This is a genomic window from Shewanella sp. SM23 (assembly GCF_025654295.1).
Classification (GTDB): Bacteria; Pseudomonadota; Gammaproteobacteria; order Enterobacterales; family Shewanellaceae; genus Shewanella; species Shewanella oncorhynchi.
This window is the reverse complement of the sequence record NZ_JAKKRM010000031.1, coordinates 1-22,942: the sequence shown is the minus strand read 5'-3', so window position 1 is coordinate 22,942 and position 22,942 is coordinate 1. Positions and strand designations below refer to the sequence as shown.

Below are 22,942 nucleotides of genomic sequence, written 5' to 3'. Positions count from 1 at the left end.
ATCGGTCCACCCCAATCAACTGAGTTTTCGAGATGCGGCGAGTTATATCATCTTCAAGTTGACACAACTGTCATCACAAACACCGGGGAATGTCCCGAGAGACGTATTGGATATAGAACGAAATGCACGGCAATTTAAGCTGGATGGTAAACGGGAAAGGGCATATCCACGAGTTCTTAAAATGAGCAAAAACAAGTTCCCGGTTAGACCAAAGAAAAATGCCGTTCACTCTTAAGTGAACGGCATTACCGCAAATGCGAGGCTTAATTGAGTAACGCGGAATCTAGTGACTAGATTACTTTACGCTTACTTACTTGGCGTTCATCAGTGCAACCGCGTTATCTAACATACGGTTACTGAATCCCCACTCGTTATCATACCAAGACATCACTTTCACTAAACGACCGTTTACACGGGTTTGAGTTGCGTCAAAGTTTGAAGAAAACGCATTGTGGTTAAAGTCGATAGACACCAATGGCTCTTTGTTTACCGCTAACACTTCGCTCAATGGCGCAACGCTGGCAGCGCGTTCGATAATGGCATTCACTTCTTCAACTGTCGTGTCACGGGCAGCGATGAAAGATAAATCCACGAGTGATACGTTAACTGTAGGTACACGAACCGCTAAACCGTCGAATTTACCTTGTAATTCAGGTACAACCAAACCTACAGCAGCAGCTGCGCCAGTTTTAGTTGGGATCATTGACAGTGCCGCAGCACGGGCACGACGTAAATCTGTATGGTACACGTCAGATAAACGTTGATCGTTGGTATAAGCGTGAATGGTGGTCATCAGGCCTGATTCGATACCAATCTCGTCATTTAACGGCTTAGCAAAAGGGGCTAAACAGTTTGTTGTACAAGAAGCATTTGAAATCACTGTCATGTCTGACGTCAGCACGTTGTTGTTCACACCGTAAACAACTGTGGCATCGACGTTTTTGCCTGGAGCAGAAATAATCACTTTCTTCGCGCCAGCGGTTAAATGTGGTTGAACGGTTTCTTTAGAAGTGAAGATACCGGTACATTCGAAAACCACGTCAACCTGTAGCTCTGCCCATGGCAGTTTTGCAGGATCACGTTCTTGGAAAGTGAGGATCTTATCGCCATTCACATAAATGGCTTCTGCATCATGGTCAACCTTGGCATTGAAACGACCATGAACAGAATCGTATTTTGTCAGGTGAGCGTTGATTGAAGCGTCGCCTAAATCATTAATAGCGACAATCTTGATTGGATAAGCTTTTTCGCTTTCGTACAAGGCGCGTAATACGTTTCTACCGATACGGCCATAGCCATTTATTGCTACACGGATAGTCATCTCATATCCCTCTGGTGATTATAAAATTCAACTGGTAGTAAAATTACCAAACTGACAGCTATCGTCAAGTTAAATCGGCATTTTACCGCTGTCTTGATTAACAAATTAGGTATTTTTTTTACATCGGTCGCGAAATCGCCATTTTTTACGCGTTAATTGGGTAAAAAATTACAAGATGGCAAACATTTTGCCATCGATTGCTTAGTTTACTTTTTCGACAGGCGCAGGCGGCACCACCTCAGTTACAGTTGGCGCTTGGGCAACCGCTTGAGGATCAAGCCATTGTCTTACTGGGCTCATAGAATAAGTGCCCTTTTTTAGCGCATCGATAAGGGCTTGGGCTTTTAAATCGAGTTCAGTCGCCAGCGTTTTATTGCCACCGAGCAAGGCTAGCATTTTTTCTTCAGAATACTTCTGCTGCGTAAGTAGTAAATTTGCTTTCGTCAGCATATAGGATTTATCTAAAACCTGTTGCTGGCGATAGGCAGATGCGAGCCCAAGTAACCAGTTAACGTCGAAATCATCGTATTGGATCTCCGCAAAGACTTTAAGATAGAGTTGTTGCGCTTTGATGGCATTTCGATTGCTGTAATAGGTTGCGACTTGGGCAAGTAGAAAGGGGTCAGTCACTTCGCCGGCGTTTTCCTGTTCTAATAATCTATTTAACGCAGCGGTATCGCCAAAGCGAGTCCATTGGTAATAGGACATAAAAGGGTCTTGCCGTTCACGGGTTTGATCTTGTAGTAAACTTAAATTTTGAGTGCTTAGTCTAAAGGCTCTGGCTCTATCTGCTGTGCGATTGGTGTGGATGATATGCTGAACGCCAGAGGCGAGTTCAATGCAACGGCTGTAATCCTCAAGGTAGGTTAATTGTGAGTAGAGCTGCTTACCTGTGAGGTTTTCGTTGTCTTTTAACATGTAGCGGTTTTGGATAAGCTTGGTCTTTTCTGTCAAACACCAGCTGTCCTTATGCAAATCGGTACAAATTTCAGGATTATTTTTACAAATTGCTGAGATATTTCGGTCATTATCACAACCGAAAAGACCGAAAAAGCTCATCCCTAAGGTAAATGATGTAATTATTACTAGATTTTGTCTCAAAACACTCTCCAAACGATAATTTTTCTAATAAAATTACAGATTTACAGAAAATATCTTACTGGCAACAAAGCGCGACTTTCATTACAATGGCGCCGACCAAAACAGGGTTTTCCCTAAAACCCGCATTAGATTATTGGTCTTTTCGTCATGTTACTCAAACCTTTCAGTACATTTTATTGAAAAGTGAGATAAAGGATCTGTAAATGAGCGCTGATAAACACCTACAAAGTTGGCAAGAACGTTTTGAAATGGCAGAGGCGATGCAGCCTTTGTTAGGCAAGTTGTACCGTAACCAAGGCGTTGAAGTCGTGGTCTACGGCAAGCCGTTACTCAATGCTTCTACGATTGAAATCATTAAAGCGCACCGTTTAGTTCGTCGTCATGTCGGTGAAAAATTACGTTTACGCGAGAGTTTCCCCTTCGTTCAAGCTTTGAGCAAACTCGCAGTTAAACAATGTAAAGTGGATATTGGTAAACTCGCTGTCAATTACTGGCGCGACCATACTGATGTCAGCGAAATTGAAAGCTATATGGCAAAAGAATTGGCCGATGCTATCGACCATGCCGATGATGTCGCGCCGCGTGACGTCGTGCTTTATGGTTTTGGCCGTATCGGTCGCTTATTGGCACGCTTGCTGATTGAACGCACAGGTCGCAGCAATAAGTTAAGGTTACGCGCTATCGTTTTACGTGGCGGCAAGAAAGGCGATTTAGAAAAACGCGCGAGTTTACTGCGTCGTGACTCAGTCCATGGTCCTTTCAATGGTTCTGTTGAAGTTGACGAAGAGAACAACGCCATCATAGCCAATGGCACTTATATCCAAGTGATCTATGCTAATTCACCCGACGAAGTGGATTACACTAAATACGACATCAATGATGCATTGATTGTTGATAATACAGGTATTTGGAAAGATGAAGCGGGTCTTGGTTTACACCTTAAGAGCCCAGGTGCCAGCAAAGTATTACTGACGGCTCCTGCAAAAGGCGCGATTAAGAACATTGTTTACGGTGTGAACGAAGGCGATATTACCCCAGAAGACATTATTGTTTCTGCGGCGAGTTGTACCACCAATGCTATTACGCCAGTACTGAAAGCTGTGAATGATAAATATGGTATCGAGAATGGTCACGTTGAAACGATTCATTCTTATACCAACGATCAAAACCTGATTGATAACTATCATACCGCTGACCGTCGTGGCCGTAGTGCACCATTAAACATGGTGATCACTGAAACGGGGGCAGCAAAAGCGGTTGCTAAAGCTTTGCCTGCATTAGCCGGTAAGTTAACAGGTAACGCGATTCGTGTGCCGACGCCTAACGTCTCTATGGCGATCATCAGTATGAACCTGAATGCTGAAACCAGTAAAGATGAGCTTAACGAGTATCTGAAAGATACGGCGCTACAATCACCACTGCAAAATCAAATTGACTACACAGACTCTACTGAGATTGTATCGAGCGATTTAGTGGGTTCTCGCTACGCGGGTGTGGTTGATTCACAAGCGACTATTGCAGAAGGCAAGCGTGCCATTCTTTATGTATGGTATGACAACGAATTTGGTTACAGTTGCCAAGTGGTTGGCGTAATGCAAACTATGTTAGGTTTAACGACGCTATCTCTACCTGCGTAAATTGCCCACGTAGTTTTTGCTTGAGTGATTAATAACTTTGCCTAACCTTTGAATAAAGCGCCCAATAGGGCGCTTTTGTTTTTCTATACTTCTACAATTTTTATTGGACTCGACTCCATAGCTCACCATGATCCCCTGTTTATCTGCCGCGTTTAATTAGTGGTAGCATCGGCATCAGTATCGGTACAAAGCCTAAATTGATGAATGAAACATCAACTTCACTGAGGTGTGGCGGTTTATTGGACAAACGATGCGGCTTAGATCATTTTTTAAAAATTGTTGATTGACTCTGAGGTCTAAATCGGTAGAATGCCAATCCGCAGTCAGGGGAAAGCATGCCGAGCATGAGTTCAAATGATTAAGCGCAATGATAGGCGACATTAGCTCAGTTGGTAGAGCGATACCTTGCCAAGGTATAGGTCATCGGTTCGAACCCGATATGTCGCTCCAAATTTTAATAAATTTGGCAGTTTGGGCGCGATGGCAGAATGGCTATGCTGCGGATTGCAAATCCGTCGATCTCGGTTCGACTCCGGGTCGCGCCTCCATAGATTAAAGTATTAATGACACGATTCCCGTTGTTAATATAAAGAGTTTGCCCGAGTGGTGGAATCGGTAGACACAAGGGATTTAAAATCCCTCGCTGGTAACAGCGTGCCAGTTCAAGTCTGGCCTCGGGTACCAAAAAACAGAAAAGCCCTGACTGATGTCAGGGCTTTTTTGCTTTGTAACTTCTACATCTACATTTCATGATTCTTAATCTAGTATCACTACAGCTATAGATTGGTTAGGCCCAAGCCCACTATTTTACTCATTCAGTATTGCGACTTCTGACCTGTTTCTTTTCTACAATATAAAACTGAGTGATTTTGTGATCTAGATGTTGTAAATAGCTTTATTCAAGTAGTGTCACTATATTAATGGGAATTATACAATAAAATGTACTTTTTATTGTTGAATCGGCAATAGTGTAATAATTTCCCTAAGAAGGGACTTAAGTCGCTATTACCCCCTTAAAGACAGTGGTATAAATAAGCCGAAATTTCCCCTACACGCGCATATTAGGATACGTAGTCATGATTTTCTCTCAAGTATTACTCGCACCCGCTGATCCAATTCTTGGTTTAACCGATACCTTTAAAGCTGATCCGCGTCAGGATAAAGTTAATCTTGGTGTTGGCATTTATAAGGATGAGGCAGGACAGACTCCCGTTCTGGCTTCAGTGAAAAAAGCCGAGGCCATTTTACTTGAGCAAGAGAAGACCAAAAACTACTTAGGCATTGAAGGCGTTCAAGCTTATAACCGTGTAGTACAAACATTGTTGTTTGGCGAAGGCAGTGCATTAATTTCTTCTGGCCGTGCTGCCACAGCGCAAGCTCCTGGTGGTACAGGAGCACTGCGTATTGCTGCTGAGTTTTTACTGCGTAATACCGATTCGCACACGATTTGGGTGAGTAATCCAACATGGGCCAACCATCAGAATATTTTTGAAACGGCAGGCCTAACGGTTAAAGAGTACGGTTATTACAAAGCAGAAGCCCATGACATCGATTTCGATACCATGATGACTGATTTATCTAACGCCAATGCGGGTGATGTCGTGCTGCTACACGGTTGCTGCCATAACCCAACGGGTATCGATTTAACGTTGGCGCAATGGGAACTTGTTGCTCAATTGTGTGCTGATAAGAAACTCGTGCCACTGTTTGACTTTGCTTATCAGGGTTTTGGTGCTGGCATTGAAGAAGATGCGGCAGGTCTGCGTTTAGTCGCGTCTAAAGTGTCTGAGTTGCTGGTCGCTAACTCTTTCTCTAAAAACTTTGGTTTATACAACGAGCGTATTGGCGCCGTGACTGTGGTGGCTGAAGATGCTGATGCTGCCGTACGTGCTTTTAGCCAAGTGAAACGTACCATACGCGCCAACTATTCTAATCCGCCAGCCCACGGCGCACTGATCGTCAGCACAATATTAAATGATGCAGCTCTGAAAGCCATGTGGGTGCAGGAAGTCAAAGAGATGCGTGAGCGTATCGCCGAAATGCGTACTCTGTTTGTTGATAGCTTAAAGGCTGAAGGCGTGACTCAGGACTTCAGTTTTATTTCTCGCCAAAATGGCATGTTCAGTTTCTCAGGTTTAAACAAAGCCCAAGTGGCACGTTTGAAAGACGAATTCGGTGTCTATATTGTCGGCTCTGGACGCATTAGCGTTGCAGGCATGACTAAGACGAATATGCCTGTTATCTGTAAAGCCATAGCACAAGTGTTGTAATGGTTATTGCAGCCTTATAGACAGACTAAAGGGACATTCCTTTTAGCTTTACAATATAAAGGACAGCACTTGCTGTCCTTTATTATTTCGATTAAATGATTAACAGGTAAGCGCTAGCAGGCAAGCGGTTGTTGAGTGAGATCATTGATCCGCAGCAGGGCGCTTAATGCATCTAATAAGTTCGCTTGATCATGTAGATTGGGATTATGGCGATTCTTTAACGGAAAATAGTTAATCAGTGGCCCTAAACGCGTTTGTTCACCGTGGCGAAGTACTTTGTGAATAATGGGCTTGCCAATCACTTGGTGACACCAAGCGATACGTTGCTCAATGCTAAACCGACCCGCGGGTGAGGCCTCTTCGGCAAGGTTATCGATAAAGATCACCTGTGCTTTAGTAGCAGCGAGGCTTTTCGCGAACTTAGGTAACAGCAGCGGCGGCATGATACTGGTTAAGAAGCTCCCAGGGCCTAGGATAACTAAATCTGCGTGCCGAACGGCCTCACAGGCTTCAAAGGTGGCATCGACCTGTGGCTCAAGGCAGAGCGCGATAGGCGCTTCATCCATACTGTCGACATTGATCTCCCCAAAGACTTTACTGCCACAGGCTTGCAGGGCCACTAAGTGAGTGGGCTGCTCTGACATGGGAATAAGTTGGGTTTCTATCTTAAGTAAGTTACGGATGAGATTAACCGCTTCTAATGGACGAACGCAGAGTTGATCAAGAGCCAGTAAAATTAAATTACCTAAATTATGGCCACTGAGTTCAGTGGCACCTTGGAAACGATATTCGAACAATTGCGAGCCAACGGAAGGACGATTAGCTAAATGGGATAAGCAGTTACGTAAATCCCCCCAAGCAATACAGTCTTGCTCGGCTCTCAGTCGACCAGTAGAACCACCATTATCAGTGGTGGCGACAATCCCTGTAAGGCGGTTGCCTAAAAAATCGAGCGAGGATAATACTCGGCCTAAACCATGGCCTCCGCCGATGGCGACGACACGTTCAAATTGATTTAACATCAAATGCTGCATCTGGGTTTTTCCTTCCTGAATACCCGAAAATTTAATGTCATAGCCATCCATTGTCGCTATAAGCGGGATGACTCATGAGCCGTTGTGCAATGGTGATAACGCTAAGGAACCTTAGTATAAATACTCAGTCAAATGCTTGCATCTATAAATGACGGCGTAATAGCAAGCTCGACTCGATAATGGTGCCTCAGGCGTAATATTGTACCTGAGTTCGTGATCATGATGATGGGCAAATTTCGTGAAATCTGACAAATAGCTTATAATCCGGCCTTTATTTGCCCAATAAGGGCGTTACACCTAAGGTGAATGATTGAAAACGGGTAGAATCGGTTCGTTTACATTGGCATTAGCCATGGTCATAGTGGCGATTTTTGCATTACGAGTTTGGATCATTCCTCACTCGAATGACTCATCCGCTATTGCGCCCCAATTCGTCAGCGATGTCGATCCTGTTACGCAAGTCCCTGACTTTTCAGCGATCAGCGACATTACCGAAAAGAAGAAAGCTTTTTTTGATTTCCTGCGGCCGATTGTTCAGCAACAGAATGCCATTATCTTGATGGAGCGTGGCTTTATCAATGAGATGCTTGCCTTAGTCGATAATGGTAAGAGTTTATCTGATACTGAATTAGCGCAGATTAATGCGTTATTTGATAAATACCAATATGCGGCGCGTAACGTAGATGCTAAGTCATTAGCAAGCTTACTTAAACGTGTCGATATCGTGCCGGAATCTATGGTGTTAATTCAAGCCGCGAATGAATCGGGTTGGGGGAGTTCACGTTTTGCCAGAGAAGGTTTTAACTTTTTTGGTGAATGGTGTTTTACTGCTGGCTGCGGCATAGTGCCATCCTCACGTGGTTCGGGTAAAAGTCATGAGGTGAAAGTGTTTTCATCGGTCGATGAATCGGTTTCATCCTATATGCGTAATTTAAATTCTAATACTGCCTATGCGTTATTTCGCTCTATTCGAGCTGATTTACGTTCACAGGAGCTAGAGCCAACAGCGGATCAATTGATTTACGGTTTAGTGAATTATTCTGAAAGACAAGAAGCTTATATTGATGAGCTGCTTGATATGTTACGTCATAATGAAAAATATTTGGTGAATGTCGATGTATAAAAAACTGTTGTTTAGTAGCCTGTTCTTTTTGGCAACTAGCGCCGCTGCAGAAACTGTATCCCTTGAATATAAAGGCTTTTATGATAGGTTGAAACAAGTCAATAAAGGCGGTTATCAACTCGTGGAAGTGGCGTTTAGTGTTCCAATGCAAAAGAATTGTTTGATCCAAAGTGGTTCTATTTCCAGTGAAAAAACCTCAACGCCACTGACGTATACTGATGCTCAGCGGTTATTCATTCCCTTAGATGATGATTTAAAAGATCAGCGAGCCTTGGTTAATCTGAATTTCGCTGGCAGCGCTGAGGGATGTGGTATTGCAATGCAAGTTAGAGCAAAACAGACATTAGCCGAGTACGATAAAACGCGCTTACAACAAATCATGACTGAGATGGACACGCTGCTCGGTGCTATGCAAGGCTTCCCGATGCGTTATTTTAGGGAATCCATTACTGGCTTAAACTTTGAATTCTCACCTGAACAAGAAGTCTATGTACGCCTTAATGGCCGTGAAGAAGCGATAAAAGGCAGTTATAAATTAGCCGCTAATGAGCTTGAAAGCATCACCACGCTAAGCTTCAGTGCCCAGCCATTAGTGTTGAGTCCTTGGGTGAAGTAATCATCTTTGTATCTTGAATAGGTGTCTTGAGATAAGCGATTCAGAAGCGCTGGCTTAAAGATAAACTTATTCTGTAGCCATAAAAATGCCCACATTAAGTGGGCATTTTTGTTGTATTAATTTATCTTGTTTACTTTCGTTGCGTTAACTTCTCTTACTGAATAGGCGCTAAATTCAGTCTAAGTTAGACTTCGTAAGTGTTAACAATATCAATGCGTTTTGCTGCATCCAAATCGATACGACCACTATTGGCGATATCAAGAAAATCGAATGCAGGCAGATTGGCTTCAGCAACATCACCACGCATAGGCGCATCTGGGTCACGTGTTAGAGACACAAAGTCGAACTGTTCACGGTCAACACCCTGTGATGGTGCGGTGTTTTGCATGGCGGTGAAAATCGTTTCAATGCGTCCGGGGTATTGTTTATCCCATTGATTCAGCATGTCTTTGACTGCGGCGCGCTTTAAGTTTTCCTGTGAGCCACACAAGTTGCATGGAATGATTGGAAATTCTTTTAAGCTGGCATATTCTTCGAGATCTTTCTCGCGACAATAGGCTAGGGGACGTATAACGATATTAGCGCCATCATCCGACAGCAGCTTTGGCGGCATTGCTTTCATTTTACCGCCAAAGAACATATTTAAGAACAAGGTCTCGATAATGTCATCCCTGTGATGGCCTAGGGCGATTTTAGTGGCGCCGATACGCTGAGCAAAGCCATAAAGCGTGCCGCGGCGCAGGCGAGAGCACAAGGAGCAGGTGGTTTTACCCTCAGGGATTTTGTCTTTCACTATCGAGTAAGTATCTTTCTCGAGGATGTGATAAGGCACATTGAGCTTATCGAGATAGGCGGGCAATACATGCTCAGGGAAGCCGGGTTGCTTCTGATCTAAATTAACCGCAATGATTTCAAACTGAATGGGCGCACGTTGCTGTAGATTCATCAAAATATCGAGCATGGCGTAGCTGTCTTTACCGCCACTGAGGCAGCACATGATCTTATCGCCATCTTCAATCATATTGTAATCGGCAATCGCGCTACCCACTTCACGACGAAGCCGCTTCTGTAATTTATTCAGACGGGTAGTTTGTTTTTTTGATAATTCTTCCGGCATAGGATTTGCCGTAACTTCAGATATAGCTTCAAGCATAAAAAAGCGCCCAGTAACACAGTTTCAGGGCGCGTATTATTCCAGCTATCTTTGGCGGGGTAAAGAGCCGCGTATTGCTTAGGCTTCTTCTAACGGTGATTTATAACCATCGGGCTTTATTGCCAATAAATCGCAGTTGATGCTATCGATAACATGTTCAGCGGTATTACCTATCAGTGCTGCTGAAAATCCGGTACGACCGACAGTCCCTAGGATCACCAATTCAGCATCAAGTTTTTCAGCCAGTTCAGGGATCACATCCTCTGGTAAACCTTCTTTTACATGGCAATGACTTGGATTAATATCATAAGCGCTCGCAAGATAACTCACGCGCTGCTCATGCTGCATGCGAATGGTTTCGTTGTATGACTGGGCATCAAAGTCAGGAAGCTCGATGGCTAAGTTAACTGGCGTGCCGGGATAACCATTAACTAAATGTACTTCAGCAGAGAACTTTTTAGCCAAATCTTTTGCATGCTCAATAATTTTACCGTTAAGCATTTGATGATCGGTATCTTCGGTTGCCACATTCACAGCACAGAGGATTTTGCCCGCGGCTGGCCAGTCATGGGCTTTCACCATCAACACTGGCACAGGGGCTTTACGCATTAAATGCCAATCAGTTGGAGTGAAGATCACCGCCTTGAGTTTGTCGTGGGCATGGGTGCCTTTAACAATCAAATCATATTGCCCTGAAATAGCATGATTAATAATGCTTTCAAAGGGGCGATTATGCCAAATGACTTGAGTATCGATATTGAGTTGCAGATGAGTATAAGCGGCGAGTAAGTCTTGGATCCAGGCGAGCCGTTGATCTATGACACCTTGACGCATGGCTTCGCGTTCTTGATTCGACAGAATCGAAGTCATTTCGTAAGAAAAGTCGAAGATAGAAAGAAACACAGTGACTTGAGCGTTGCATTTACTGGCCAAGGCGACCGCTCGTGCAAGGGCAACTTGATTCTCAGTGGTAGGGTCAACCACAACCAGTATTTTTTGATAATCCTTCATGTTTGGTTCCTTTAGTCATAGGCTCAATATCATCATGAGCCTTTGGCAGTGAGCTGTATTGTTCTAGATCAAACTCATTTGAAATTGATTAAAACTCGCTTAAAAATCATGCCTTAATCTGCATGACATGTCTAGCAAGCACAGCTTTTACCATTAAACTGTTATGCTATTGGCGACAATTATTTAGGCTTGACCTCTCACGGTTAATGCTCTTGCGATTGACTATCTCGCGATGCGAGAATTACCCGCTAACAGATTTAGCTCTTGCGAGTCGAGGATAGTGATGTACTTACCCTTAACCTCAATCAAGCCTGACTTTTGGAAGCGTCCAAGTAAGCGGCTGATGGTCTCAACGGTTAAACCGAGATAATTGCCAATGTCACCGCGGGTCATGGTTAAACGGAATTCTTTAGGTGAGAAACCACGGCTGCCGAAACGATTTGCTAAATTGCTGATAAACGCTGCTAGACGTTCTTCGGCATTTTTCTTACTGAGCAGCAGGATCATTTCTTGATCGCTCATGATCTCATTACTCATTAGACGCATGATCTGCTGACGTAACTTAGGCATAGTGCCCGAAAGTTCATCGAGGATATTAAAGGGGATTTCACAAACCATAGAGGTTTCGAGGGCCTGTGCAAAACTCTGATGTAACTGAGCGTGAATACCATCAAAACCAATCACATCACCCGCAAGATGGAAGCCCGTTATCTGCTCATCACCTTGCTCGGTAATAGTGTAACTTTTGATGGTGCCAGAGCGGATCGCAAACAGGGATTTCAACGCATCTCCTGACTTAAAAATTTGCTCGCCTTTCTGGATTGGCTTTTTACGCTCAATAATATCATCGAGCTGATCTAGCTCACTTGCATTGAGGGTAAAAGGAATACAAAGGGTACCCATACTGCAATCGTGACAATGGATTGTGCATCCGCTAGCGGCAGGACGACGATTCTTATTTTGTTCAATTGTCATGTTGATTCTCAAGTTTATCCACTGCAACCATGTTAAACCAATTCACTCACTTGGGCTAGTTTAGCTGCGCGAGTGCGATATATAAAGTTTGACCACCAAAGGCAATTAACAGTAAGCCGCTCAATAGTCTAACGGTTTTCTTTTGTACCCATGCAGCAAGGCGTTTTGCCGCCACGCCAGCGCTTAATAGGGCGGGTAAAGTACCCAAGCCAAAGGCTAACATAATCAAGGCGCCTTGGCTGGCAGAGCCAGATGCAACCGACCAAGTTAAGGTGCTATAGACAAGGCCGCAGGGGAGCCAGCCCCAAATGAATCCCGCCATGACTGCTTGGCTCGGATTCTTGATTGGAACAAGGCGCTGCGCTAGCGGTTTTAAATATTGCCATAGCCATTGACCTACACGCTCAATTTGCACTATTCCAACCCATATTTTAGCGATGTAAAGCCCTGTTGCAATCATCATCAGTCCAGCAACCATGCGCAGGACAATCAGATAAATATCCAGTTCAAATAAGTGACCAAGACCTGCCGACGATGCGCCCACTAAGCCGCCCGCTAAGGTGTAACTTAAAATACGGCCTAAATTGTAACTCAGTAAATATTTAAGCTGATGGGCCAGCTGGTTACCTATTTTAGGATGAGGGATTTGGGCGGAAAACGCGCCCACTAAACCGCCACACATACCAAAACAATGTGCAGCTCCCATCAAGCCGACGAGAAAGGCACCGGTGACATTGTACTCAATCACAAAGGCATGCCTTTTTGCTGATTTTTTATCGCTTGCTGCGCTGCGATGTCATCATGTTCTGCTGTTGACTGAATGGCGGGGGGGGCTAGATGGCCAGGTTTGTCAGTATTTTCATCAAACAATATAGAAACACTTTGACGGTCAAGATCATCAAATTGCTCAGATTTCACTGCCCAAAAAAATACCATTACCGCAATGGCGACGAAGATCATGGCAATGGGGATAAGCACATAAATAATTTCCATAATGACCTCTTACTATCTGGTTAAACGTTTTATTATGATCACACTTTTACCCGTAATAATCTCAGGCTATTACCGACCACAATCAAAGAACTCGCCGACATGCCAATCGCGGCAATATAAGGTGCCACATGACCAGTGACAGCTAAAGGCAAGATAAGGGCGTTGTAACCCAGCGCCCAAGCTAAATTTTGTTTAATAATTTGCGTGGTCAGTTTAGCGACCGCGACAGCTTGGGTGAAACGGGATAGATGATCGCCCAGTAAAATCAAATCGGCACTGTTTTTGGCAATCGCACTGCCACTGCCCATGGCGACCGACAAATCAGCCCCCGCAAGTACTGGCGCATCATTGATGCCATCGCCAAACATCGCCACGCGAGTATGCTGTTGTAATTTCGTTACTAGGGCAAGTTTACCCGCGGGCGTTAATCCGCTGTGCACATCTTCAATTCCCAGCTCTTTGGCCAGTTGATGCACATGTCCGGAGCTATCGCCGCTGGCGATACTAATGCGGCAACCTTGTTGCTTTAATATCTCAATCGTGGCCTTACTGTCTTGACGAATATTGTCTTGGATCTCAAAACTTGCAAGCACTTCAAGCTGCTCATTGGCTGAGCGTGCTAACCAAATCTTTTGGGTTGGGTCCTGAGTATCGACACGTGCACCAGTAAATACAGCATTACCAATTAAATATTCAGTCCCCTCGATACGGCCTCGAACACCAAAGCCGACTTCATGGTGAACTTGTTCTGCGACCAAGGTATTATCGGCAAATAGGGCAAATGCAGCCGCAATCGGATGACGAGAGCCCGTTTCCAGCGCTGCGGCAATAGCTAAGGCCTGCGTCTTTGTTAAATCGGCCATGCACTGCGTTTGCCCGATAGAGAGCGTACCACAGGTAAGGGTGCCAGTTTTATCAAAGACCACATGTTTAATCTGCGGCAGTTTTTCAAAGACACCGGCCTTGCGAGTAATGATCCCAAGACGGGTAAAAATGGCGGTTGCACAGGTGACGGCGGTCGGTGTCGCTAGCGCTAAGGCACAAGGACAAGTTGCGACTAGAACTGATAGCGTTACCCAAAAGGCATCCTCTGGGGAAATCTGTTGCCAAACCAAATAGGTGATCGTCGCGATTGTTAGAATCGTACCCGAGAAATAGCGGGATAATTTATCGGCTAATAGGGCTATCGCAGGTTTTGTATTGGATGCCAGCTCCTGCAGTCGAATAATTTCCGCCACGAGTTGGTCTTGCCCTAACGCGGTAACTTTAACTTTTATCGGTTGATCGACGTTGATAGTGCCAGCGTAGACTTGCTGATCTTGCTGCTTTTCAATGGGCATTTGCTCACCAGTGAGCATAGCTTCATTGATGTTTGTGTGGCCTTCAATCACCACACCATCGGCCGCAACCATTTCCCCTGGTTTTACAAGGATCACATCATTGAGGCGTAACTTTTTGGCCGGAATTTCTTCTTGACCATTTTCGGTGACTAAGTGTGCAGTGAGCGGCACCAATTTATGTAAATTACTGGAGCTGACCGAGGCCTTTTGTCTTGCCTTTTGCTCGAAGTAACGCCCAAGTAACAAAAAGAAAGTAAACATGGATACGGATTCAAAATACACTTCGCCTGTGCCATTCACTGTGGCAAAACAGCTTGCGGTATAGGCACCACCAATGGCAATCGAAACAGACACATCCATATTGAGTTTGCCGCTGAGCAGGGTACGAATGGCACTAAAATAGAAGGGCTGCGCCGAATAAAGCACCACAGGCGTGGCAAAAATCATGCTGACCCAGCGGAAATAGTCCCGATACTGCACGTCTAAATCAGTGAAGTAGCCAGTATAAAGGGCGAGGGCGAACATCATGACTTGCATAGTCGCAAAGCCAGCTAAGCCTAAACGCAGTAAAAACTTGCGGCTATTGAGTTTATTGTTGAGCTCTTGTTCGTCAACTTGGTAGGGCGCGGCTTGATAGCCGATACGACTAATTTGTCCGAGAATATCGCTAAGTTTTACCTTGCGTTTATCCCAACTGATCATGGCGCGTTGGGTGGTTGAGTTGACTAGCACTTGGCTCACGCCAGCAAGTTGTTTGACTTTGTGTTCAATTAACCAAGCACAGGCGGCACAGGTGATACCATCGATGGAGAGTGACACTGATTCGACATTGTCCTCAGAATGCACAAAGTCTTGCTGCACTTCGGGCAAGTCATAGGCGCTAAATTGTGTTAATGCTTCGGGGACCAGGGCATTTTGTTTATTGCCAGGCTCAGTGCGGAACTTGTAATAACTGAGTAATCCCGCATCGACAATCGCTTGAGAAACCGCCTGACAGCCAGGGCAACACATCAGTTCATCACGATCATTAATGCGAGTCACAAACTGCTGGCCCGTCAGAACGGGCTCTTGGCAGTGAAAACAACTTGGATACGTCATAGCAATTCTTATTTAACTAAATCAATTCAACCACAATCAGTTCAGCCAAAGTTGGACGTGATCTTTTAATTCAACGCGTTGGTGAATTCGCCATTTACCGTCGTAACTTTCGAGGCGAACTTCCCAAGGGCCGGTTAGGGTAGTAGGGATGGTAATGCGATACACATTACTGGCATCGGCCGTCGCAGTGAGTTTCATATCTCTGTCGGCAATGGTTGGATGATAGAACTCAACTTTCAAGGCGGCTTGATATGTAGGTCCCCCTTGCTGCGTCAGTAAAATCTCATTATTAGCTTGATCGAGTGAAAAATTCATGCCTATTTGTTTGGCATACTTCACTTTACTTAAGTCCATATTAATGGCTTTGCCATCTTTGTAGTAATCCTCGGCGACTAAAGAGTCCGAGTTCGTAAGGGCAATTTTTAGCGTGGTAAAACTTGCGACGACGGCACATAAAGGAAGAATAATTAAAAACCAAGGCCAGAACTGCTTATACCAGGCTTGTTGTTCGCTCATGTCAGATACCCATTCAAAAAATTTGCGCCATTTTACCGTTAAAAGACGGTTTTAGCACTTTAAAAAAAAGGCCTCGAAGTCTTCGAGGCCTTAGTGTTACTTATACCTAATTACTTGTTTGACAAGCTATAAACATAAGCTGTAATGACGTGAACTTTCTCTTCACCGAGAACGTCTTTCCACGCTGGCATCACACCTGCGCGACCATGTTTAATGGTCTCTTCGATCATGCCACGGCTACCGCCATATAACCAAACATCGTCAGTTAAGTTAGGAGCACCCATAAACTTGTTGCCTTTAGCGTCCATACCATGACATGCAAAACAACCTTTCATGAATGAGCCTTGACCTTGAGCAGCGAGTTTCTCGTCATGCTCACGACCAGACAATTTAACAACGTATTCAGCTAAACCAGCAATCTCACTATCTTCGATTGGCAAACCACCTTTGGGTGGCATCATGCCATGACGACCAGCCATGATAGTGGTCTTAATCGTGGCTAATTCACCACCATATAACCAGTCACCATCGGTAAGATTAGGGAAGCCTTTGCTACCACGTGCATCAGAACCATGGCACTGAGCACAGTTTTGCAGGAACAAACGGCCGCCCACTTTCAACGCTTCTTGGTTTTTCACTAATTCTTCTAGTGGTGTTGCCAAGTAAGCCGCGAAGATTGGGCCATATTTTTCATCAGCGTGTTTTACTTCTTGATCATACTGAACATAAAGACCTTCTTTTGCTGCTAGCTCAATCGCTGCGGCAGAATCGGCTTTAATGCCATGCTCTGTGCCGATACTCTGGTTAGAACTGGTCCAGCCTAATAGGCCTTTATAGTTACCTAAACCAGGAAATAGGGCCAAATAGATCAAGCCAAACACGATAGTGATATAGAACATATAACTCCACCATTTTGGCAGTGGGTTATTGAGTTCTTCAATACCGTCGAAACTGTGACCCATGGATTCGCCTTCTTTTACGTCAGTAGTGTTCTTAGAACACACACGCAGTAATAGAAAACAACCCGCGATCACGACTAACGAGAGTACAGTAATCCAAACACTCCAGAAGCTACTCATCACTTATTCTCTCCTGAGTCCTTCGATTCCTTGCTGATTTCCTCATCGGAAAATACAAGGTTAGCTGCTTCATCAAATGATTTCTGACGGCGCGAGCTATATGCCCAAGCAAAGATACCGATAAAGGTCAGCATCACAATAATGGTTAAGATGCCTTGTAATGTGCCGTAATCCATATATTGCCTCCTTATTTGAGTGCGTGACCCAAAGACTGAAGATATGCAATCAAGGCTTCCAGCTCTGTCTTACCTGCAACAGCTTTCTGTGCGCCAGCGACTTCTTCATCGGTATAAAGATCATTACCTTTGTAACCGCCTTTATGCATGTTACGTAGGATAGTCATCTTCGCGCCCGTCAGTTCGCCGTCTAACTTGTTTTCGGCTAACCATGGGAACCCAGGCATATTCGATTGAGGTACTACGGCACGAGGATCGATTAAGTGAACTTCATGCCATTTATCGCTATAACGACCGCCAACACGTGCCAAATCAGGACCTGTACGCTTAGAACCCCATAGGAATGGATGGTCCCAAACAGACTCGCCAGCGACAGAATAATGACCATAACGTTCAGTTTCAGCCCGTAAAGGACGAATCATTTGGCTATGGCAATTACTGCAACCTTCGCGCACATATAGATCGCGACCTTCGATTTGCAGGGCAGTGTATGGCTTTAAACCTTCAACTGGCTCAGTCGTATCTTTTTGAAAAATCAACGGTGTGATTTCAACCAGACTACCGAAGCTGATAGCGATAACAGTAAAAATCGCTAGCAAACCGATGTTTTTTTCGACTATCTCATGATTAAATTTCATCGAGTTTGCTCCTTTAAGCCGCTGTGGGTTCAGCCAATGCTGGCAATGAATCTTTAGAGGCTTTCACTGTACGGATCACGTTATATGCCATGATCAGCATACCGGTAAGGAATAAACAACCGCCGAGGAAACGCACAAAGTAGAAAGGATAAGAAGCTTCCAGACTTTCAACAAAGCTATAAGTCAAAGTACCGTCAGCATTCACTGCGCGCCACATTAAACCTTGCATTACACCCGAAATCCACATAGAGACGATGTAGAGTACAGTACCAATCGTTGCTAACCAGAAATGAACATTGATTAACTTGACGCTGTACATACGGCCGTGGCCAAATAACACAGGGATCAGGTGATACAAAGAACCAATAGACACCATAGCAACCCAGCCTAGCGCGCCTGAGTGAACGTGACCGATAGTCCAGTCTGTATAATGTGACAGTGCGTTAACGGTTTTAATTGCCATCATCGGGCCTTCGAAGGTAGACATACCATAGAAAGACAAAGAGACAACTAAGAAACGTAAAATAGGATCGGTACGCAGTTTATGCCAAGCACCAGACAAGGTCATGATACCGTTAATCATACCGCCCCAAGAAGGTGCGAATAGGATCAGTGACATCACCATACCTAAAGACTGAGTCCAGTCAGGTAGCGCGGTATAATGTAAATGGTGAGGACCTGCCCAAATATACAGTGCGATCAAAGCCCAAAAATGGACAATTGATAGACGATAAGAATACACAGGACGACCCGCTTGCTTAGGTACGAAGTAATACATCATCCCTAAGAAGCCTGCGGTTAATAAGAAACCAACGGCGTTATGACCATACCACCACTGTACCATGGCATCGACAGCGCCACTGTATATAGAATATGACTTAAACAGGCTAACAGGTACTGCCATTGAGTTAACAATATGAAGTACCGCTACGGTAAGGATAAACCCACCGAAGAACCAGTTTGCCACATAAATATGTGAAGTTGTGCGCTTAACAATCGTGCCAAAGAATACCGTAGCATAAGCTATCCAGACGATAGCAATTGCGATATCGATAGGCCACTCTAGCTCTGCGTATTCCTTACTCGATGTGTAGCCTAAGGGTAAGGTGATTACTGCGGAGATAATAATTGCTTGCCAGCCCCAAAACGTAAATGCAGCTAACTTAGGTGCAAATAGTCGGGTTTGACAGGTACGTTGTACGACATAATAGGATGTTGCAAAAAGGGCTGATGTACCGAACGCGAAGATCACCGCATTGGTGTGTAATGGTCGCAAGCGACTATACGTTAACCAAGGAGTGTCAAAGTTCAGCTGAGGCCAGATTAACTGAGCCGCAATTAATACACCGACTGACATACCAACGATACCCCACAAAACTGTGGTTAAGGCAAATTGGCGGACAATGGTGTAATTGTAATCAGCGCCTGTTGGCTGGGAATGGTTCATCATCATGCTTCCACTGCTTATTACTGATACTTTGAGTAAAGACAAGCTTTACCTGTTATAAAACGACATAAAAATCAGCTTCCCTATTCAGGTTGCTGAGTCATGTCAATGCGTTACCCTGCATATTTTTGCTCAAATATGAGGTTTCGCAATGATACTTGAGCAATATCAAAAAAGATACCAAAGAAGGGGTGTAGAAAGTTGATCTAGATCAACCTACGCCATAGAATGTTAACATATTGCGTCGTAAGGTTAATCTTTGTGCTAAATCGTCCTAATCCCTATTTATTCATCGCGTTAATTCTCTTCAATCTCACAGCTTGTACTGAAGATGCTAAGCAAGTCACACTAAAAAGCAGTCTTGATCCTTCTCTCTGTCAATTTTCGGTAGGGGATTGTGTTAAACAAGTGGGCGATATCAAACTCACTGTTAGTCTGTCGCCAGAAAATGCACCGAGCGAAAAGCCATTAACATTAACACTATTAGCGTCTTCGCCTATTACCGATGTGCAAATCCGCTTAGAAGGAAGAGATATGTTTATGGGCGTTATTCCCGTAAATGTGAAGCAAACCGACGAAATGACTTATATTGGTCAAATGGTATATGGCTCTTGTAGCAGTGGTTATATGGTTTGGCGCGGCTTTGTTAGTTTCAACCTTAATGGCGAAACTAAAACGGCTGTTTTTGATTTTCTCGCAGATGACAATGGTTAGATATATCTTTGAAAGTGCCTGATAGGCTTTCTAAATATCAAGACAATCAACTATACAGATTAGTGATCCTTCCAGTTTTCTTTTACTTTGACAAAAATATCTACATTTTCAATAAAGAGCTGTAATAAGTGAGGATCAAAGTGTGTTGCCGCCCCTTTACGCATTTCAGCTAAAACCTCTTCTAAAGGCCAAGCTGTTTTATAGCAGCGGGCATGGGAAAGGGCATCAAACACATCTGCGATTGCTACAATCCGCGAGAAAATGTGAATTTCGTCTTGTTTTAGATTTGCAGGATAACCAGAACCATCATATTTTTCATGATGTTGCAGTGCAATAATTGATGCAGCCTTTAGTATTGGTCGCTCAGAATTTGCAAGAATTTGATGGCCAATCATAGGGTGCTGACGCATAACTTTCCATTCTTCGTCATCTAATTTGCCGGGTTTAAGTAGGACAGCATCGGGGATCGCAATTTTACCTATGTCATGCATTGGTGAGGCACGGCGTAGTAAATCGGCTTCGTATTCACTTAAACCGGCGAGTAATGCTAATTGAGAACAATACTCCGCCATACGTTTCACATGATTGGCAGCTTCTTTCGAGCGGCTTTCAACAACATCACCTAAACGTAAAATAAGCTCTGATTGTGTATCTTCCACCTCCTGATTGAGCAGCAAATTTTCAAAAGCTATGCCCACGTTGATGGCAAAAATATCAATGAGTTTCTTATCAAGATCATCAATTCTATCAATACCATCCATATAAAGTAGATTGATTAAACCGCCTTTGGTGGGAAAGTAACCGATAAAGCAATTGTCTTCATAAAGGCACCGCTGTTGGGTGAGCGCACTGCGCAGTAGACGATCAATATGTTCAGGTAGTTGCGTAATGTGGGATTTATTTGCAAATTGACCAGTACCTGCAAGGATTTCTATATTGACAGGTTCAACATGACCACTAATCGCATCAATTGCATTACAAGTCAGCAGTAGCGTTTCTGAATCGAGATTAAGTAGAGTGGCCACTTGAGTCAGTAGCCCATCGGCGAATTTATGCAGGGTGCGCAGTTCAAATAATCCTGAGGTGGCTTCTAGTACTCTTTCTAAGCCCTTACGGTGATTTATTTGGGTGCGCCTTGCTTGCTCGATTTCCATGATATCGCGATAAGAGCGAAGGGCTGAGTAGACGCTGGTCATCAGCTTACGGGAATCCAGTTCAGCTTTTGCTTTGTAATCATTGATATCGTAATTGACGATAACGTCTTCTTCAGGTGCTTGCCCTGGCTGGCCTGTACGTAAGATCAATCGAGTGGTTTTATTCAATAATTCTTCACGGATCCACTTTACTAGTTCTAACCCCGCATGATCACTTTCCATGACAACATCAATAAAGGCAATGGCGATGTCATGTTCTTGATTGAGTAATTCTTTTGCTTGTTCGGCACTATAAGCATTGATAAAGGTGAGGGCACGGCCATCAAGTTTAAAGCGGGAGAGGGCAAGCTTAGTGACGGTATGAACATCAGGTTCATCATCGACCACTAATACCTTCCAAGGAATACCAGACTCTGTTGTCTCGGTAGACTTTTTACCGGAAAAAAGAGGGTTTTTCTTTGCAAGATCAATCAGCATCCGATACCTCATTCAAGTAAAAATAATGATCACATAATCAGTGTAGTAGACACATTTCAAAGCGGTGCAAAATCTTGCATAAAATAACGAGGTGAGTGGCAATCCTTAAATTACATTGTTGATAACGATTCTCATTTGTGTATTCTGTTACTATCAAACAATGATAGGGAGGGAAAGGGCATGACGAATCGAATTAACTTATCAATTTCAGCGCATAAATTGGCACAGCTGATACATGATGGACACATCTGCGCATCTGACTTCACGTGCTTAGATAGCCAATCGAAACAGCAAGTGTGGCAGCTATGCTTGATCTGTTGCAAAAAGCGTATTACTTGTCAGCAATGTTCATTTTCAAGTTGCGCTAAAAATCTGACATATCTTGATGCCGATAAATAACATTATCGGCATTTGCGTTTAAGTATTATCATACAAGAAACTCTTATAATTCAGATGTAATATGCAACTTCCTCCAGTAATTCCGTTATTTGACTCATTTGAATTCATACAAGTTGGCAATAGTATTGTTAACCAATATATCACCCAAATTAGCATGAAAAAGGTGGTTGATGCGGGCTTAATCATCGAGCATGCCAGTGATTGGCTATTTGAGCAAAAGCATAACGAAAACAACTATAAAGCTTATCGCAGTGAACTCACTACGTTTCTGCATTGGTGTTTTGATGTAGTTTCAATGTCTCCCATTCAAGTTACGCGCAAAGACATGAGCCGTTACGTTGATTATTGCCAAGCACCGCCGATAGCACTGATCGGTTATTTTAATGTGCCACAGTTTAAGTACGATAAACTGCATGATGAACCAGGGCGGGATTAAGCTTTGTTAAATCTCTTAACCAAAGAAAATCTCGCTCCTAAAATCGCCATTCCATGCAGCCTTTCTCATCTTGGTTGGTTTGCTGGCTTTTAGCGGATGTTGCTCTAAAAGGTTCAGCACGATACGACGAAATAGCGCCATCTTCTTCGCGTTTTCACGGTCACCAATCCTTGAACAGTCTTCCCTAAAAGTGACGTCAAGCACCCAGTGTTGCAGGTTCTCGATGTGCCAATG

Annotated in this window: 21 protein-coding genes, 3 tRNA genes and 3 pseudogenes; 11 read left to right on the top strand and 16 right to left on the bottom strand. The window is 44.0% G+C overall.

The window, feature by feature from the left end; all coding sequences use genetic code 11:
- A pseudogene (locus tag L5L98_RS21620) lies at positions 1-235 on the top strand (IS4 family transposase); the annotation flags it as partial.
- Positions 236-310: 75 nt separating this feature from the next.
- On the opposite strand, the gene gap reads toward L5L98_RS21620, so the two are convergent.
- Together gap and L5L98_RS21610 are read right to left on the bottom strand one after the other, a co-directional pair.
- Positions 311-1,321, bottom strand: a complete 1,011-nt coding sequence (gene gap, locus L5L98_RS21615) for a type I glyceraldehyde-3-phosphate dehydrogenase (RefSeq protein ID WP_006081590.1) — start codon at positions 1,319-1,321, stop codon at positions 311-313.
- A 201-nt stretch (positions 1,322-1,522) separates the two neighbouring features.
- Entirely contained in the window at positions 1,523-2,422 is a 900-nt protein-coding gene (locus tag L5L98_RS21610) for a DUF2989 domain-containing protein (protein WP_263143460.1), read from the bottom strand.
- Positions 2,423-2,625: 203 nt separating this feature from the next.
- Between L5L98_RS21610 and L5L98_RS21605 the strand changes: the two genes are divergently transcribed.
- From L5L98_RS21605 to L5L98_RS21585, 5 genes are all read left to right on the top strand, one after another.
- The gene (locus L5L98_RS21605; RefSeq protein ID WP_028759978.1) at positions 2,626-4,059 is read left to right on the top strand and encodes a glyceraldehyde-3-phosphate dehydrogenase; all 1,434 of its coding nucleotides are present in this window, start codon (positions 2,626-2,628) and stop codon (positions 4,057-4,059) included.
- 374 nt (positions 4,060-4,433) lie between these two features.
- Positions 4,434-4,509 (top strand) — tRNA-Gly (locus L5L98_RS21600).
- Between the two features lie 24 nt (positions 4,510-4,533).
- A tRNA-Cys gene (locus tag L5L98_RS21595) sits at positions 4,534-4,607 on the top strand.
- Between the two features lie 49 nt (positions 4,608-4,656).
- Positions 4,657-4,743: transfer RNA gene (locus L5L98_RS21590), tRNA-Leu, on the top strand.
- A gap of 392 nt (positions 4,744-5,135) precedes the next feature.
- Positions 5,136-6,329, top strand: a complete 1,194-nt coding sequence (locus L5L98_RS21585) for an amino acid aminotransferase (protein ID WP_028759977.1) — start codon at positions 5,136-5,138, stop codon at positions 6,327-6,329.
- A 113-nt stretch (positions 6,330-6,442) separates the two neighbouring features.
- Here the strand turns inward: L5L98_RS21585 and L5L98_RS21580 are convergent, their stop codons facing one another.
- On the bottom strand, positions 6,443-7,363 hold the full coding sequence (locus L5L98_RS21580; RefSeq protein WP_263143457.1) for a YvcK family protein: 921 nt from the start codon (positions 7,361-7,363) through the stop codon (positions 6,443-6,445).
- Between the two features lie 310 nt (positions 7,364-7,673).
- Between L5L98_RS21580 and L5L98_RS21575 the strand changes: the two genes are divergently transcribed.
- Both L5L98_RS21575 and L5L98_RS21570 read left to right on the top strand, forming a co-directional pair.
- Positions 7,674-8,486, top strand: coding sequence for a glucosaminidase domain-containing protein (locus L5L98_RS21575; protein WP_263143455.1), 813 nt, complete (start codon positions 7,674-7,676; stop codon positions 8,484-8,486).
- Positions 8,479-9,102, top strand: coding sequence for a DUF2987 domain-containing protein (locus tag L5L98_RS21570; RefSeq protein WP_028759974.1), 624 nt, complete (start codon positions 8,479-8,481; stop codon positions 9,100-9,102). Before L5L98_RS21575 ends, L5L98_RS21570 begins: the two co-directional genes overlap by 8 nt.
- A gap of 184 nt (positions 9,103-9,286) precedes the next feature.
- Here the strand turns inward: L5L98_RS21570 and ttcA are convergent, their stop codons facing one another.
- The 11 genes from ttcA to ccoN form a co-directional block, all read right to left on the bottom strand.
- Positions 9,287-10,255 (bottom strand): tRNA 2-thiocytidine(32) synthetase TtcA, encoded by a 969-nt coding sequence (gene ttcA, locus L5L98_RS21565; protein ID WP_181800873.1) that lies wholly within the window; start codon positions 10,253-10,255, stop codon positions 9,287-9,289.
- Between the two features lie 78 nt (positions 10,256-10,333).
- The gene (gene uspE, locus L5L98_RS21560; protein WP_028759972.1) at positions 10,334-11,266 is read right to left on the bottom strand and encodes a universal stress protein UspE; all 933 of its coding nucleotides are present in this window, start codon (positions 11,264-11,266) and stop codon (positions 10,334-10,336) included.
- Between the two features lie 222 nt (positions 11,267-11,488).
- Positions 11,489-12,241 (bottom strand): electron transport transcriptional regulator EtrA, encoded by a 753-nt coding sequence (gene etrA, locus L5L98_RS21555; RefSeq protein ID WP_006081599.1) that lies wholly within the window; start codon positions 12,239-12,241, stop codon positions 11,489-11,491.
- A 55-nt stretch (positions 12,242-12,296) separates the two neighbouring features.
- Entirely contained in the window at positions 12,297-12,989 is a 693-nt protein-coding gene (locus L5L98_RS21550) for a sulfite exporter TauE/SafE family protein (RefSeq protein ID WP_198573458.1), read from the bottom strand.
- Positions 12,986-13,234, bottom strand: a complete 249-nt coding sequence (gene ccoS / locus L5L98_RS21545; protein WP_263143450.1) for a cbb3-type cytochrome oxidase assembly protein CcoS — start codon at positions 13,232-13,234, stop codon at positions 12,986-12,988. The genes L5L98_RS21550 and ccoS overlap by 4 nt, the downstream gene beginning before the upstream one ends.
- 38 nt (positions 13,235-13,272) lie before the next feature.
- Complete coding sequence (locus tag L5L98_RS21540) at positions 13,273-15,672, bottom strand: heavy metal translocating P-type ATPase (RefSeq protein ID WP_263143448.1); 2,400 nt, start codon at positions 15,670-15,672, stop codon at positions 13,273-13,275.
- A 36-nt stretch (positions 15,673-15,708) separates the two neighbouring features.
- Entirely contained in the window at positions 15,709-16,188 is a 480-nt protein-coding gene (locus tag L5L98_RS21535; protein WP_263143446.1) for a FixH family protein, read from the bottom strand.
- A 110-nt stretch (positions 16,189-16,298) separates the two neighbouring features.
- Positions 16,299-17,267, bottom strand: a complete 969-nt coding sequence (ccoP, locus tag L5L98_RS21530; protein WP_028759967.1) for a cytochrome-c oxidase, cbb3-type subunit III — start codon at positions 17,265-17,267, stop codon at positions 16,299-16,301.
- On the bottom strand, positions 17,267-17,443 hold the full coding sequence (locus tag L5L98_RS21525) for a cbb3-type cytochrome oxidase subunit 3 (protein WP_107404487.1): 177 nt from the start codon (positions 17,441-17,443) through the stop codon (positions 17,267-17,269). Before L5L98_RS21525 ends, ccoP begins: the two co-directional genes overlap by 1 nt.
- An 11-nt stretch (positions 17,444-17,454) precedes the next feature.
- Positions 17,455-18,081, bottom strand: a complete 627-nt coding sequence (ccoO, locus tag L5L98_RS21520) for a cytochrome-c oxidase, cbb3-type subunit II (RefSeq protein ID WP_107404488.1) — start codon at positions 18,079-18,081, stop codon at positions 17,455-17,457.
- 13 nt (positions 18,082-18,094) lie between these two features.
- A complete protein-coding gene (ccoN, locus tag L5L98_RS21515) occupies positions 18,095-19,531 on the bottom strand; it encodes a cytochrome-c oxidase, cbb3-type subunit I (RefSeq protein WP_107404951.1) in 1,437 nt (478 codons plus the stop codon).
- A 258-nt stretch (positions 19,532-19,789) separates the two neighbouring features.
- Here ccoN and L5L98_RS21510 point away from each other — a divergent pair, with 258 nt between their 5' ends.
- Complete coding sequence (locus L5L98_RS21510; RefSeq protein ID WP_263143439.1) at positions 19,790-20,242, top strand: hypothetical protein; 453 nt, start codon at positions 19,790-19,792, stop codon at positions 20,240-20,242.
- Between the two features lie 59 nt (positions 20,243-20,301).
- Here the strand turns inward: L5L98_RS21510 and L5L98_RS21505 are convergent, their stop codons facing one another.
- Positions 20,302-21,873, bottom strand: coding sequence for a DUF3369 domain-containing protein (locus L5L98_RS21505; RefSeq protein ID WP_113940482.1), 1,572 nt, complete (start codon positions 21,871-21,873; stop codon positions 20,302-20,304).
- Positions 21,874-22,053: 180 nt separating this feature from the next.
- On the opposite strand from L5L98_RS21505, the gene L5L98_RS21500 reads away from it, so the two are divergent.
- Both L5L98_RS21500 and L5L98_RS21495 read left to right on the top strand, forming a co-directional pair.
- Positions 22,054-22,272 carry a hypothetical protein gene (locus L5L98_RS21500; protein ID WP_105252484.1) on the top strand — a complete coding sequence of 73 codons (219 nt, stop codon included), beginning with the start codon at positions 22,054-22,056 and terminating at the stop codon, positions 22,270-22,272.
- A 61-nt stretch (positions 22,273-22,333) separates the two neighbouring features.
- Positions 22,334-22,693: pseudogene (locus L5L98_RS21495) on the top strand (site-specific integrase); the annotation flags it as partial.
- 30 nt (positions 22,694-22,723) lie between these two features.
- Here the strand turns inward: L5L98_RS21495 and L5L98_RS21490 are convergent.
- Positions 22,724-22,942: pseudogene (locus L5L98_RS21490) on the bottom strand (ISAs1 family transposase); the annotation flags it as partial.